The organism is Streptomyces sp. WM6372 (genome assembly GCF_001279655.1).
Lineage (GTDB): Bacteria > Actinomycetota > Actinomycetes > Streptomycetales > Streptomycetaceae > Streptomyces.
Genome location: NZ_LGDB01000209.1, coordinates 28117 through 42598 on the forward strand (window position 1 = coordinate 28117; position 14482 = coordinate 42598).

A 14482-nucleotide genomic window follows, 5' to 3' on the forward strand; every position below is an offset into this window, starting at 1 on the left:
GCAACATAGTGGATGTGATGGGATTGGGAAACACCGTCGTCAATCTGTCCGCGCATTTCAACAATCGCGGAATACAGCCGCCGGACACCCCCGGCGACTACGGGTTCAATATCTGGCGCAATACGTTTCCGGCGGAGGAACTGCCGGAGCCCGGCTCCCTGGTGGACCTCGTGGGGGCCGTCTTCGAGTTCCCGGCCCGCGCGAGCGCCGCCGGCGACAACGTCCGCTGCCGCGGGCAGCTGGTGGAGCTGCCGGGCGGCCGCTGGGACTGGATCGGCCTGGTCGGCGCGGCCGAGCGGCGCACCGAGGACGAGGTCGAACTGCACTACGCGGACGGCACCGTGCGCCGGGAGTGGCTGCGGATGAGCGACTTCTGGCCGCAGACCGCCGCGTACTTCGGGGAGCCGCGGGCCTTCGTCACCGGCGGCATGCGCTACCCCCGCCACACCCACCCGCACCACGCGCCGTCGATCTGGCAGCAGCGGGTGCCGGTGCGCGTGCCCGCGCCGCTGGCCGCGGTGCGGCTGCCGGACAACCCGGCGATGCACGTCTTCGCGATGACCGTCACAGCGGACGAGGAGAGCCGTCTTGCGAGTTGAACTGGGACCCGTCGGCTACTGGCGGCACGAGCTGTCGCACTGCCTGCACACGACGGCCGGGGTCCTGCTGGGCTTCCACGGGCTGGATCCGGTGCAGGCGCTGGGCGCCGGCTGGGGCTTCGACTACCCGGCGGGCGACATCCGCCGCGAGGAGTACTACTTCCCGGGCGCGGCCGAGGACCTCTTCGGCGGGCTCGCCCCCTTCCACGACGTGCACTCGCGCTGGCACGAGCCGGCCGGCGCCCGCGAGGGCTGGGAGCAGGTGCGGGCCGCCCTGTCGGCGGGCACCCCGGTGGCGGTGGCCGCCGACAACTTCCACCTGCCGTTCCGGCCGGCCTACCGCGACGTGCACACCAACCACCTGATGGTGCTGTACGGCTTCGACGACACCACCGGCGACGTGTTCGTGGCCGACCCGGTGCCGCCCGCCTTCCAGGGGACCATCCCGCTGGCCGCGCTGGGCGCCGCACGGGACTCCGGCAACCCGGTCCACCACGACCGGGACCTGTTCTTCACCGCGAACCCGATCGGCAACCGCTGGCTGGAGCTGCGGATCGGGGAGCACCAGCCGGCTTTCGACGCGGAGTTCGTGGACCGGGTGACCGCCGCGAACCTGCGCGCCCTGCGGGCGGAGCCGGCCCCCGCCGACGCCGCCGCGGGGCACCTGCGCGGGCTCGCGGGGCTGCGCACCTTCCTGACGGAGGCCTTCGACAGGCTGCCCGAGGACCCGGCCGTGGGCGACGAGGTCTTCGTCGTCATCGGCCCCGTCCTCGCGGTGACCGGGCTGCACGCGGAGTTCCTGCGCGAGGCCGGCCGGCGCTTCGGCGAACTGCGGCTGGCCGAACTGGCCCGCGAGGTGGACCGGGTGGCCCACCACTGGTCCGCGCTGCGCATCGCGGTGGCCACGGCGGGCCCGGACCGGGCCGGGGCGGTGCCGGGGCTGCTGCGCCGCACGGCCGCGCTGCTCGACGCGTACGACCGGGCCCTGGACGGTCTCCAGAGCCGTCTGGAAGCCCGCGGGCACGCCCCTCGGGGCGCGTAGGGGTTATCCCCGACTGACTGCGCGGGGCCCCGCCCGGCAGGCTCGACCTGCGGTGGAAACGCCCGCGGAAAAACATGCCGAATACCGCATGGAAAGGAATGCTGTCTTGCTCAAGGAAGCATGCCCGGAATGCACCGGAGACGTCTCCGTCGCACCCGAGGTGGAACTCAACGAAATCGTCGAGTGTGCGGAATGCATGGCGGAACTCGAAATCGTTTCGCGCGAGCCGCTGATCATGGCCCTGGCCCCCGAGGCCGAAGAGGACTGGGGTGAGTAAGTGATCCGCGCCGGGATCGTCGGCGGGGCCGGGTACATCGGGGGCGAACTGCTCCGGATGCTGCTCGGCCACCCCGAGGTCGAGGTCGTGGCCGCCACGTCGACCCGCCTGTCCGGCAGGCGGGTCGACGGCAGCCACCCCAACCTCCGGGGTCTGACCGACCTCAGCTATGTCGCACCGGAGCAACTGCCCGAGTGCGACGTCCTCTTCTTCACCGCGTCCAGCCTGGACGACCCCGCCGGGCGGCCCGAGCTCGCCGCCCGCGGCAAGGTGGTCTTCGACCTCAGTGCCGACCTGCGGCTGAAGGACCCCGCGCTGTACCGCAAGCACTACGGCCGGGAGCACCCGGTGCCGGAGCTGCTCGCGGACGCCGTGAGCGGCCTGCCCGAGCTGCACCGGGAGAGGCTGCGCACCGCCGACCTGGTGAGCGTGCCCGGCTGCATGGCGAGCGCGTCGATCCTGGCGCTGAACCCGCTCGCCGCCGCGGGCCTGATCGAGTCCCGGGTCACCGTGGACGGCCGGGTGGGCTCCAGCGGTTCGGGCGCCTCGGCGGGCGAGATGAACCTGCACTCCGAGCGCAGCAACGTGCTGCGGGTGTTCGCCCCGCTGGGCCACCGCCACCAGGCCGAGATCAGCCAGGCCACCGGCCTGGACGCGCTGATGACGGCCACCGGTGTGGACGCCGTCCGCGGTGTGCAGGTCGTCATCCGGGCGACCGCGCAGCCGGGGGTCACGGAGGCGGCGATCCGCGCCGCCTACCGCACCGCGTACGCGGCGGAGCCCTTCGTCCGCGTCGTCGCTCAGAAGCGCGGCAACTACCGGTTCCCGGAGCCGAAGCTGCTGCTCGGCTCCAACTACTGCGACGTCGGCTTCGCCTACGACGCGCCGAGCCGCGAACTGCTCGTGATCGGGGCGCTGGACAACCTCGTCAAGGGCGGGGCGGGCAACGCCGTGCAGAGCATGAACATCCGCATGGGCTGGGACGAGCGGACCGCCCTGGGCTTCCCGGGCCTGCACCCGATCTGACCGGGCCGGGCCCGCGCCGGGCCCCGGCCCCGTACGCCTGCACCGGCGCCGACGGAACTCCCCCGGCGGCGCCGGGCCCCGCCCGGCCCACGCGGCCGCAGCGGCCGGCCCCGTGCACATTCGAGAGCGCCGTTCCGATCCGAGAGGCAGCGACACATGATTCACCCCGTCACCGTCGTCAAATGCGGTGGCAGCCCGGCGATCGACCGGGAGGCGATGTGCGCCGACATCGCGTCCCTGGCCGCCGCGGGCCGCCGTGTCGTGCTGGTGCACGGCGGGGCCGCCGAGGTCGACCTGCTGGCGGAGCGGCTCGGTGTCCCCCAGCGCCGGCTGACCACGCCCAGCGGCTCCTCCAGCCGCTACACCGACCCCGCCACGCTGGAGGTCCTCCAGCTGGCGCTCGCCGGCAAGGTCAAGCCCGCCCTGGTGGCGGCGCTGGGCCGCCACGGAGCCCGCGCCGCCGGGCTGACCGGCCTGGACGGGGCCACGGTCAGGGCCCGGCGGACCGCCGCGCACCGCGCGGTGCTCGACGGCCGCACCGTCATGATCCGCGACGACCACAACGGCCGGATCCGGAGCGTGGATCCGGCCCTGCTGACCCTGCTGCTGGAGCACGGCGTCGTACCCGTGCTCTCGCCGCCGGCCCTCGCCGAGGACGGCACCGCGGTGAACGTGGACGCCGACCGCACCGCCGCCGCGGTCGCCGCTGCCCTGGGGGCCGAGCGGCTGGTGCTGCTGACGGGGGCGCCGGGCGTACTGGCCGACCACCGCGACGAGTCCTCGCTGCTGCCCGAGTACCGGGTGCCCGCCGAGGGGCCCGTCGGGGACGCGGCCGTGGGCGGCATGAAGGCCAAGCTGCAGGCGGCCCGGGAGGCCCTGCTGGGTTCCGTGGCCGAGGTGGTGGTGGCCGACGGCCGCGTGAAGGACCCGGTCTCCGGCGCGCTCGGCGGCGCGGGGACCACCGTACGGCTGGCCGCCGTACACGAGACGGGCGGCGCCGCGCCGCTGACGACGACGGGGAGCTGACGGCGATGGCCGAGACGACGACCGGAACGACGGCCGGAGCGGGAACGGCGGCCGGCGCGGGTGCCGGCGCAGGTGCCGGCGCGGGTGCGCGCAGCCTCGCCGACACCCGCAAGGCCCTGCTGGCGCTGCGCGAGCGCCAGCGCACCACGGTGCGGGCGACGAGCACCTCCATCACCCCGGCGGCCCGGGACCGGGCGCTGCCGCTGTCGTTCACCCAGCAGCGGCTGTGGTTCCTGAACCAGTGGTCCCAGGGCAGGCCGGTCTACAACGCGCCGTCCGTGCTGCGCCTACGGGCGCCGCTGGACCTGCCGGCGTTCCGGCGGGCGCTGACCGCCCTGGTGGGGCGGCACGAGATCCTGCGCACCCGCTACCCGGAGCTGAACGGGGTGGCCTACCAGCACGTCGACCCGGCCCCCACCGAGGTCGCGCTGCCCGTCACCGACCTCGGCGCGCTCGCCGGCGCGGAGCAGGAGGCCGCGGTCGAGGCCCACGTACGGGCCGAGATCCGGCACTCCTTCGACCTGGCCGCCGAGCACGCCCTGCGGGTGTCGCTGGTCCGGCTCGGGCCGCGGGAACACGTCCTGGTCCTGGCCATGCACCACATCGCCACCGACGGCTGGTCCACGGACATCCTGACCCGCGAGCTCGTCGCCCTCTACCGGGCCGAGGCGGCCGGCTCCGCCCCCGAGCTGCCCGAACTGCCCGTGCAGTACGCAGACTTCGCGGTGTGGCAGCGCGGCCACCTGACCGGCGAGGTGCTGGACACGCAGCTCGCGTACTGGCGGGAGCGGCTGGCGGGCGCGGCGACCCTCGACTTCCCCGCCGACCGGCCCCGGCCCGCGGACCCCACCCGCGACGGCGCGACGCTGACCGAGATGCTGCCGGACGAGCTGCTGCGCGGACTGCACCGCACGGCCCTGGCCGAGCGCGCCACCCTGCTGACGGTGGTGCTCGCCGCGTTCACCGCGCTGATGTCCCGCTACACCGGCCAGGACGACATCGTCCTCGGCTCGGTGTTCTCGGGCCGCACCCGGCCGGAGATCGAGAACCTCATCGGCTTCTTCTCCAACACGCTGGTCCTGCGCACCTCCACGGAGGGCGACCCGACCTTCCGCGAGCTGCTGCGGCGCACGGGCGAGACCGTGATGGGCGCCCACTTCCACCAGGACCTGCCCTTCGGCACGCTGGTGGACGAGCTGGCCCCCGAGCGCGACCCGAGCCGCAACCCGCTCTTCCAGACCTGCTTCACCCTCCAGCACGCGGCGGCCGCCGAGGCCGAGGCGGGCGGTCTGTCCGCCGAGCCGTACCCGGCCGACCCGGGCACCGCCCGCTTCGACCTGGCCGTGCAGCTGACCGAGGTGCCCGGGCAGGGCCTGCGGCTGTGGGCCGAGTACTCCACCGAGCTGTTCGACACGGACCGGATCGAGCGGCTGTTCGGGCACTACGCGCGGCTGCTGCGGGCCGTCACCGAGAACCCGGAACTGCGCCTGAGCGAGCTGCCGCTGCTGACGGACGCCGAGCACCGGCAGCTGGTCCACGGCTGGAACGACACCGCGCGCACCTACGGCACGGAGGAGCTGTGCCTGCACCAGCTCGTCGAGTCCGTCGCCGACGCCCACCCGGACGCGGTGGCCGTGGTGTACGAGGGGACGGCGCTGACCTACCGGGAGCTCGACGAGCGGGCCGACCGCCTCGCCCGCGCGCTGCGCGCGCAGGGGGTCGGGCCCGAGTCGGTGGTGGGCGTGCTCGCGCGGCGCGGCCCGGCGCTGCCGGTGGCCTTCCTCGCCGTGCACAAGGCGGGCGGCGGCTACCTGCCGCTCGACCCGGACCACCCGGCCGCCCGCTGGGAGCTGCTGCTGGAGGAGGCCGGCGCCCGTACCGCCGTCACCACGGCCGACCTGGCCGGGGAGCTGCCGGCCTCGGTCACCGCCGTGCTCGCCGACGATCCGGCGCTCGCGGAGGGGCCCGCCCCCGGCCGGCTACCGGCGTCGGCGGGGCCGGAGAACCTCGCGTACGTGATCTTCACCTCGGGCTCGACCGGGCGCCCCAAGGGCGTGCAGGTGGAGCACCGCTCGATCGTCAACTTCGCGCGGGCCATCACGGAGCTGTTCCGGATGGGCCCCGGGGACCGGGTGCTCCAGTTCGCCAACCCGTCCTACGACGTCAGCCTGTTCGACTTCTTCTCCGCGCTGACCAGCGGCGCCGCCCTGGTGCAGGCGCCGCGCGAGACGCTGCTGGACCCCGGCCGGCTGACCGCGCTGATGCAGGACGAGCACGTCACCGTGGCCGACCTGCCGCCGGCGGTGCTCGGGGCGCTCGACCCGGCGGCGCTGCCGGAGCTGCGGATGCTCTTCGTCGGCCTGGAGGCCTTCCCCGGCGAGCTGGTCAACCGCTGGAACACCGGCGGGCGCGAGTTCCACAACGGCTACGGGCCCACCGAGGCCACGGTCGCCTGCATCGACTACAAGTGCCCGCGGACGGTGCACGACTCGATGCCGCCCATCGGCACCCCCCTCGCCAACTACCGGGCGCACGTGGTGGACCGGTTCGGCGCCCTGGTGCCCGTCGGGGTGCCGGGCGAGCTGCTCGTCGGCGGCACCGGGGTGGCCCGCGGCTACCTGAACGGCCCGGAGCTGACCGACGAGAAGTTCGTACCCGACCCGTACGGGGACGGCGGCGCGGACGGCGACGGCGGCGGGGGCGGCACGGGCGGCGGACGGCTCTACCGCACCGGCGACCTCGTGGTCCGCCGGGCCGACGGGAACCTGGAGTTCCGCGGCCGCGTCGACCAGCAGGTCAAGATCCGCGGGCTGCGCATCGAGCCCGGCGAGATCGAGCAGGCGCTGACCGCGGAGCCGGAGATCGCCGAGGCGGTCGTCGTCGCCCACGGCGAGGGCGCCGACGCCCGGCTGGTGGCGTACGTGGTCCCCGTCCCGGGGACGGATGCGCCGGACGACGGGGAGCTGCGCCGCCGCCTCGGCGGGCGGCTGCCCGCGCACCTGGTGCCCGCGCTCTTCGCCGTGCTCGCCGAGCTGCCGCGGGCGGCGAGCGGAAAGCTCGACCGGGCCCGGCTGCCGGAACCCGAACAGGCTGCGGCCGCCGTGGAGTTCGAGGCCCCCTCGACGCCCACGCAGATCGCGCTGGCCGGCATCTGGGAGGAGATCCTGGGCCGGGGCGGCTTCAGCACCCACGACGGCTTCTTCGCCGTCGGCGGCAACTCGCTCAAGATCACCCAGTTCGCGGCGCGGATCCGCGAGCGCTTCGGGGTGGAGCTGGAACTGCGCGAGCTGTTCGTCAACAGCACCCTCGGGCAGCTCGCCGACCTGGTCGAGGAGCGGGAGCTGGCCTCGGCCGACGACGCCGAGCTGCTGGCCCTGCTGGAGCGCGCCGAGGCCGCCGAGACGGCCGAAGCCGCCGAAGCTGCCGAAGCCGGACGGGACGGTGCGCTGTGACCGGCGGACACCCGGGCGCCCTCACCCCCGCCGAGGAGGAGTTCCGCGGGCAGGTGCGCGCCCTGCTGGCCGAGGAGCGCGTACGCGCCCTGGCCGCCGGGATCGCCGCGTACCCGCCGGACACCGAGGCGACGCACCTGCCGGTGCACCGCTGGCTGGGCGAGCGGGGCTGGCTGGCCCCGAACTGGCCGCAGGAGTACGGCGGGGCGGGCCTGGGCGCCGCCGAGGCGGCGATCGTCACCGAGGAGATGACGCTCGCCGGGATCCCCGACGACGTGCACGTCCTCAGCATCGACATCGTCGGGCGGTTCCTGCTGGAGGTCGGCACCGAGGAGCAGAAGAAGCGGCACCTGCCGGCACTGGCCGCCGGCGAGGAGATCGCCACCGTGCTGTTCACCGAGCCGGACGCCGGATCCGACCTGTCGGGGCTGCGCACCACCGCGCGCCGCGACGGCGACGGCTGGCGGCTGTACGGACAGAAGATCTACAACATGAAGTCGCAGTACGGCGAAGTGGCGCTGTGCGCGGCCCGCACCACCGAGTCACCGGTGGCGATGCACGGCATCACCCTCTTCCTGTTGCCGCTGCGCTCCCCCGGCGTCCACGTGGAGCCCGTTGCGACGCTGTGCAACGACCGGTTCAACCTGGTCGTCATCGACGGGGTGCGCCTCACGGAGGCCGACGTCCTCGGCGAGGTCGACAACGGCTGGGCCCTGATGAACGACCTGCTCCAACTGGAGCGCACCGGCGTCGACTTCCACGCCAAGGCCCGCCGCCTGCTGGACCTGGTGACCGAGCGGGCCGCGGCCGCGGGCCGGCTGGCGGACCCGGCGTACGCGCTGCCGCTGGCCGCCCTCGACGCCCGGCTGCGCGCCGGGCACGCCATGGCCTGGCAGCAGGTGCGCAACCTGGGCGCGGGCCGTCCGGACCCGGTCGGCTCGGCGATGGCCAAGTGGTACGTCACCGAGCAGATCCGGCCGGTGCTCGACCTCGCCCTGGAGGTCTGCGGGCTGGAGGCGGTCCTCACCGCCTGGGACGGCGCCGCGCCCGACGGCGGGGTGCTGGAGGCGGGGCTGCGGATGGGCCCCTCGCACCGGCTGGCCTCGGGGACCTCCGAGGTCATGCTCACTCTGATCGCCACCAACGGTTTGGGGCTGCTGTGACGACGGCCGTGCTCGACGAGCTGAGGGAACTGTTCGGACAGGAGCTGGCGCCGGTGCTGCGCCGGCTCGGGGAGCGCCCGCGCGGCGCCGCGGACGGGCCGGCGGCCCGGCTCGGCGAGGAGGACGCGGGCACCCGGGACGCCGTGTGGGCCACCCTGGCCGAACTGGGCGCCTTCGGCCCGCACCGCGAGGCCGAACGGGTCGCGATCGCCGAGCTGATGGGCGCCGCGCTCTACCAGAGCCCGTACCCGGACACCGTGACGGCGGCCGCGCTGCTGGCCGCCGCCGGGGATCCGGCGTACGGACCGCTGCTCGACCGGGTCGCCCTCGGCGCGGAGCGTCTCGTCCTCGCGGTCCGCGAGGACGGGCTGACCGGGCCCGCCCGGCCCGGCCGCCTCACCGTGCACCGCGAGGCGGACGGGTACGCGGTCACCGGCCGCCGGCCCTTCACCGCCTTCGCGGCCGACTGCGGCCACCTGGCGGTGGTCGGGGCCGGGCCCGACGGGGAGCCCGTACTGGCCCTCGTACCGCGCGAGCAGCCCGGGGTGCGCCTGACGCGCCGCGACGACATCGGCCGCGGAGACCTGTACGCGGTGGAGCTGGACCGGGCCGCGGTGACCGGGGCGGTCCACCCGGTGGGCGCGGCCTGGCCGGCCGTGCTGGCCGCGGCCCGGATCCGGCAGGCCGCCGCGCTGGCCGGAGCCGCGCGGGCCGCGGTGGAGCTGGCCGCGGAGCGGCTGAGGTCCCGGCAGGCCTTCGGGCAGCCGCTGGCCCGGCAGCAGGCGCCCGCCCACCGGCTGGCGGCGCTGGCCGCGGAGGCGGCGACCGCGGCGGCCTTCGCCCGCTCGGGGGCCGCGGCCGCCGACCGCGGGGAGGACGTACGCCGCACCGGCGCGCAGGCCCTGTACCTGGCGGGCGATCTGGCCCGGCGGGCGGCCGCCGAGTCGGTGCACCTGCACGGCGCGTACGGCATGACGGAGGCCTGCGACGCCCAGCTGTTCCTGCGCCGCGCCGCCGTGGACTCCCAGTGGCTGGGCACGGGCACCGAGCTGCTGCGGGAGGCGGCGGCGCCGCTCGCTCCCACCCCGAACCCGAGCTGATCCGAAAGGCCGCGCCATGCACGACTCCCCCCTGCTGGACCCGGTGCCGCTGCTGCGGGACCTGATCCGGATCGAGACCGTCAACCCGCCCGGCGACGAGGGCCGCCTCGTCGCCCACCTCGAACGGCTGCTGATCGCCGAGGGGATCACGGACTACAAGGTGGTCGGCCCCAGCGCGGAGCGCACCAACCTGGTGGTGCGCTTCCCCGGCCGGGGCGAGGCCCCGCCGCTGCTGCTGCACGCGCACTCCGACGTGGTGCCGGTGACGGGCCAGGAGTGGACGCACCCGCCGTTCGAGGGCCGCCTCGTGGACGGGGAGGTGTGGGGCCGCGGCGCGATCGACATGAAGGGCGGCCTCGCGATGATGCTGTCCGCGCTCTTCCGGCTGCGCGCGGCCGGGGAGCGGCCCGCCGGGGACGTGGTCCTCGCGGTCGTCGCCGACGAGGAGGACGGCAGCGGGGCGGGCGCCGCGTTCCTCGTCGAGCAGTACCCCGAGCTGTTCGAGGGGGTGCGGTACGCCATCGGCGAGGAGGGCGGAGCCGGGATCGAGCTGGCCGGGATCCGCTTCCACCCGGTGGTGGTGGCCGAGAAGCGGCCGGGCTGGCTGCGGCTGACGCTGCGCGGGCCCGGCGGGCACGCCTCGCGGCTGGCCGCGCCGGGCAATCCGACGGCCCGCCTGGGCGCGGTGCTGACGGCGCTGAGCGGGGCCCGGCTGCCGCGCCATCAGATGCCGGCCGCCGACCGGATGCTGGCCGCGCTGGCCGGGGCGCTGCCGGCTCCGCTGGCGGGGGCGGTGACCCGGCTGCGGGAGGACCGCGAGGGCGACGCGCCGCCGGCGGGGCTCCCGCTGAACGAGGCGCTCCAGCTGGACTCGGTGCTGCGGCACACCGTCAACCCGACGGTGGTGCGCACCGGACACAAGATCAACATGATGCCGGCGGAGATCACCGTCGACGTCGACGGGCGGATCCTGCCCGGGGAGTTCGAGGTCGCCGACCTGGTCGCCGAGATCCGCGCCCTCATCGGCGGGGAGGGCGAGGACACCGACGCGATCGGCATCGAGCTGCTGCACGAGGACCCCCGGGTCCGCCCCGAGCTGATCGCGGAACCCGAGTTCGGGCCGTTCTACGACCGGCTGGAGGCGATCCTGCGCGAGGCCGACCCCGAGGCCGTACCGCTGCCGGTGATGAGCCCGGCCACCACCGACGCCACCGTCTTCGCCCGCCTGGGCATCCGCTGCTACGGCTGGCTGCCGCTGCTGCTGCCCGCCGGGGCCCCGCACCGCCGACTGCTGCACTGCGCCGACGAGCGGATCCCCGTGACCGCCCTGGAGTTCGGCACCCGCTGCCTGACCGAACTGCTGCGCACCTACCCCTGAACCGCCGGTCCCCTGACGACGAAGGCCAGTGACGCCATGTCCTCCGAGTTCCTCTCCCCGCAGCGCGCCGCGCTGCTCGCGCAGCTGCGCCGCGGGCGCGGCCTCGGCTCCGCGCCCGGCGGCATCACGCGCCGGCCCGACCCGGCCGCCCCCGCCGCCCCGTCCTCCGGGCAGCGCCGGCTCTGGTTCTTCGACCAGCTCCAGCCGGGCAGCGCCGCGTACACCATCGCCTGCGGCGTGTGGCTGCGCGGCCGACTCGACCGGCCGGCGCTGGAGCGGGCGCTGACCCGCATCACCGAACGGCACGAGGTGCTGCGCAGCGTCCTGCGGGCCGATGGCGAAGGCGGCGTACGGGCGGTGGTCCTGCCCGCCGCGCCCGTCGCCGTCCGCACGGTGGACGCCCCCGGTGAGGCCGGGGAGGAGCTCGTCCGGCGGGCCGGGCGGATCGCCGCCGAGCCCTTCGACCTCGCCGCCGGGCCGCTGCTGCGCTGCACCCTGCTGCACGGCGCCGGCGATGCCCGGCTGCTCGTCCTGGCCATGCACCACGCCGTGTCCGACGGCTGGTCGCTCCAGGTGCTGATCCGCGAACTGGTCGAGCTGTACGGGGCGCAGGCCGAGGGGCGGGAGCCGCGGCTTCCCGAGCTGCCGGTCCAGTACGCCGACTACGCGCTGTGGCAGTCGCAGTGGCTGTCCTCCCCGGCGGCGGCCGCGCAGCTGGAGCACTGGCGGGCGCGGCTCGACGGGGCCGTCCTCGCCGACCTGGCCACGGACCGGCCCCGGCCGGCCCGTTCCGACTTCTCCGGGGCGCACGCCCGCTTCGAGGTGGGCCCGGCGGCCGGCGCCCGGATCGGGGCGCTCGCCGACCGGCTGCGCACCACCCCCTTCACCGTCGCCATGGCCGCGTTCGCCGCGGTCCTCGCCCGCTTCACCGGCCAGGACGACCTCGTGGTGGGCACGCCGGTGGCGGGCCGCGGCCGGGCCGAGACGGCCGCGCTGGCCGGGTTCTTCGTCAACACCCTCCCGGTGCGCATCGACCTGTCGGGCGACCCCACCCTGGAGGAGCTCGTGGGGCGGACGCACGGCGAGGTGCTCGACGCGCGGGCCAACGCCGACGTGCCCTTCGACCACCTGGTCGAGGAGCTGCGCCCGCAGCGGGACGCGGGCGGCCGCACCCCGCTGGTGCGCTACCTGTTCCAGTCCGACGAGCAGGCCCAGGACCCGGTCGTCGTGGGCGGCCTGGAGATGCTGCCGGTCCGGCTCGACACCGGCACCGCCAAGTTCGACCTGGCCGTGGACCTCTCCCCGCGCGCCGACGGCGGCTTCGACGGGCTCGTCGAGTACAGCACCGAGCTGTTCGACCCGGCCACCGTGGAGCGGATCGCGACCGCGCTGCGGCTGGTACTGGAGGAGGCCGGGCCCGCGCGGGCCGCCGCCCTGTCGGGGCTGCCGGTCATGACGGAGACGGACCGCGCCGTGCTGCTGGAGCGGTGGAGCGGGGCGGGCGTGCCTGCCGTGGCGACGGACACCGCCACCGTGCACGGGCACATCGAGGCCCAGGCCGACCGCACCCCGCGGGCCACCGCCGTGCAGTACGGCGAGGAGCGGCTGAGCTACGCCGAACTGGACGAGCGCGCCAACCGGCTGGCGTGGGAGCTGCGGGCGCGCGGGGTCGGCCCGGGCTCGCTGGTCGGGGTGGCGCTGCCGCGCGGCCTGGACCTGATGATCGCGCTGCTCGCCGTGCTCAAGTCCGGCGGCGCCTACCTGCCGCTGGACGCCGGCTACCCGGCGGCCCGGATCGAGATGATGCTGGAGGACGCCGGGGCCCGGGTCGTCGTCGCCGACACGGACGCCGTACCCGCGGAGCTGACGGCCGCGGCCGGGGCCGCGGGGGCGCAGGTGCTGTGCCTGCGCCGGGACGCGGACGTGGTCGCCGCCCGTCCGGGGCACCGCCCGCAGGCCGGCGCCGGGGCCCGCGACCTCGCGTACGTGATCTTCACCTCGGGGTCCACGGGACGGCCCAAGGGCGCCATGAACGAGCACGGCGCCGTCGTCAACCGGCTGCTGTGGATGCACCGGGCGTTCGGGCTCGCCGAGGGCGAGGGCGTGCTCCAGAAGACGCCCATCGGCTTCGACGTCTCCGTGTGGGAGCTGTTCTGGCCGCTGATGGTGGGCGGCCGGTGCGTGCTCGCCCGGCCCGGCGGCCACCAGGACCCCGAGTACCTGTGCGACCTGATCGCCTCGGCCGCGATCACCACCGTGCACTTCGTGCCCTCGATGCTGGCCGCGTTCACCACCGCCGGCCGGCTGCCCGCCGTACGCGACACCCTGCGCCGCATCGTGTGCAGCGGGGAGGAGCTGCCCGCCGCGCTGGTCACCGAATGCGCCGGACCGCTCCCGGACACCGGGGTGTTCAACCTGTACGGGCCCACCGAGGCCGCCGTCGACGTGACCTGGTACCCGTGCGCCGAGGGGTACGGCGGCCGGGTGCCGATCGGCCGCCCCATCGACGGCGCGCACGTGTACGTCGTCGACCGCGCGGGCCGGCCCGTCCCCGTCGGCGTGGCGGGCGAACTCCTCCTGGGCGGCCCGGCCGTGGGCCGCGGCTACTGGCGCCGGCCCGGGCTGACCGCGCAGCGGTTCGTACCGGACCCCTTCGGCGCGCCCGGGGCCCGGCTCTACCGCACCGGCGACCTGTGCCGGTGGCGGGTGGACGGCACTCTGCTGTACCTGGGCCGGATCGACGACCAGGTCAAGCTGCGCGGGATGCGCATCGAGCCCGGCGAGATCGAGGAGGCGCTGCGCACCCACCCGGGCGTGGACTCGGCGGTGGTCTCGGTGCGCACCGGCAGCTCCGGAACCCCGGTGCTGGTGGCGCACGTCCGCCCCGCCGAGGCCCCGGACGCGCCCGCCGAGGGACCGGACGCGCCCGCCGCCGACGGGCTGGCCGCCGTACTGCGGGCGCACCTGCGGGAGCTGCTGCCGGCCCACATGGTGCCGACGGCCTTCGCCGCCGTCGCCGAGTGGCCGCTCGGCCCGAACGGCAAGCTCGACCGGCGCCGGCTGCCGGACCCGGAGCCCGCCGCCCCCGAGGCCGGCCGGGTCGCGCCCGCGACGCCCGTGGAGAGCGAGCTGTGCGCGATCTGGGCGCAGGTGCTCGGCGTGCCCGCCGTCGGCGCCACCGACAACTTCTTCGACCTCGGCGGGCATTCGCTGCTCGCCACCCAGCTGCTCGCCCGGGTACGGGCGCGGTACGGGGTGGAGCTGCCGCTGGGCCGGCTGTTCGCGGCGCCGACGGTGCGCGCGACGGCCGAGGCCCTGGCCGCGGCCGGGCGCCGCCCGGCGTCCGCCCCTTCCCTGCGGCGCATCGACCGGTCCGCCTACCGCGTACCCGCCCCTTCGATTGCGGAGTGACCCCTGAC

The 14482-nt window shown here is 75.7% G+C and carries 10 protein-coding genes; all 10 read left to right on the top strand.

Going from position 1 to position 14482, the window contains the following annotated elements:
• Positions 1-17: 17 nt before the first annotated feature.
• The 10 genes from ADK52_RS28040 to ADK52_RS28085 all read left to right on the top strand — a co-directional run bounded on the left by ADK52_RS28040 (position 18) and on the right by ADK52_RS28085 (position 14474).
• Complete coding sequence (locus ADK52_RS28040; protein WP_063783953.1) at positions 18-599, top strand: hypothetical protein; 582 nt, start codon at positions 18-20, stop codon at positions 597-599.
• Positions 589-1641 (top strand): BtrH N-terminal domain-containing protein, encoded by a 1053-nt coding sequence (locus ADK52_RS28045; RefSeq protein ID WP_053692633.1) that lies wholly within the window; start codon positions 589-591, stop codon positions 1639-1641. The genes ADK52_RS28040 and ADK52_RS28045 overlap by 11 nt, the downstream gene beginning before the upstream one ends.
• Before the next feature lie 52 nt (positions 1642-1693).
• On the top strand, positions 1694-1918 hold the full coding sequence (locus ADK52_RS44000; protein WP_324615947.1) for a lysine biosynthesis protein LysW: 225 nt from the start codon (positions 1694-1696) through the stop codon (positions 1916-1918).
• The gene (gene argC / locus ADK52_RS28055) at positions 1919-2944 is read left to right on the top strand and encodes an N-acetyl-gamma-glutamyl-phosphate reductase (RefSeq protein WP_053692634.1); all 1026 of its coding nucleotides are present in this window, start codon (positions 1919-1921) and stop codon (positions 2942-2944) included.
• Between the two features lie 156 nt (positions 2945-3100).
• On the top strand, positions 3101-3970 hold the full coding sequence (locus ADK52_RS28060; RefSeq protein ID WP_053692635.1) for a [LysW]-aminoadipate kinase: 870 nt from the start codon (positions 3101-3103) through the stop codon (positions 3968-3970).
• Positions 3971-3975: 5 nt separating this feature from the next.
• Positions 3976-7422, top strand: a complete 3447-nt coding sequence (locus ADK52_RS28065; protein ID WP_053692636.1) for a non-ribosomal peptide synthetase — start codon at positions 3976-3978, stop codon at positions 7420-7422.
• A complete protein-coding gene (locus ADK52_RS28070) occupies positions 7419-8585 on the top strand; it encodes an acyl-CoA dehydrogenase family protein (protein WP_053692637.1) in 1167 nt (388 codons plus the stop codon). Before ADK52_RS28065 ends, ADK52_RS28070 begins: the two co-directional genes overlap by 4 nt.
• A complete protein-coding gene (locus tag ADK52_RS28075; protein WP_053692638.1) occupies positions 8582-9685 on the top strand; it encodes an acyl-CoA dehydrogenase family protein in 1104 nt (367 codons plus the stop codon). Before ADK52_RS28070 ends, ADK52_RS28075 begins: the two co-directional genes overlap by 4 nt.
• Before the next feature lie 16 nt (positions 9686-9701).
• The gene (locus ADK52_RS28080; RefSeq protein ID WP_053692639.1) at positions 9702-11063 is read left to right on the top strand and encodes a M20/M25/M40 family metallo-hydrolase; all 1362 of its coding nucleotides are present in this window, start codon (positions 9702-9704) and stop codon (positions 11061-11063) included.
• A gap of 36 nt (positions 11064-11099) precedes the next feature.
• Positions 11100-14474 (top strand): non-ribosomal peptide synthetase, encoded by a 3375-nt coding sequence (locus ADK52_RS28085; RefSeq protein WP_053692640.1) that lies wholly within the window; start codon positions 11100-11102, stop codon positions 14472-14474.
• Positions 14475-14482: the final 8 nt, after the last annotated feature.

What these genes read in the sequence shown, in the direction of transcription:
- ADK52_RS28085 (WP_053692640.1), top strand. Translation starts at nt 11,100, where the DNA reads ATGTCCTCCGAGTTCCTCTCCCCGCAGCGCGCCGCGCTGCTCGCGCAG.
- ADK52_RS28065 (WP_053692636.1), top strand. Translation starts at nt 3,976, where the DNA reads ATGGCCGAGACGACGACCGGAACGACGGCCGGAGCGGGAACGGCGGCC.
- ADK52_RS28080 (WP_053692639.1), top strand. Translation starts at nt 9,702, where the DNA reads ATGCACGACTCCCCCCTGCTGGACCCGGTGCCGCTGCTGCGGGACCTG.
- ADK52_RS28060 (WP_053692635.1), top strand. Translation starts at nt 3,101, where the DNA reads ATGATTCACCCCGTCACCGTCGTCAAATGCGGTGGCAGCCCGGCGATC.
- ADK52_RS28040 (WP_063783953.1), top strand. Translation starts at nt 18, where the DNA reads ATGGGATTGGGAAACACCGTCGTCAATCTGTCCGCGCATTTCAACAAT.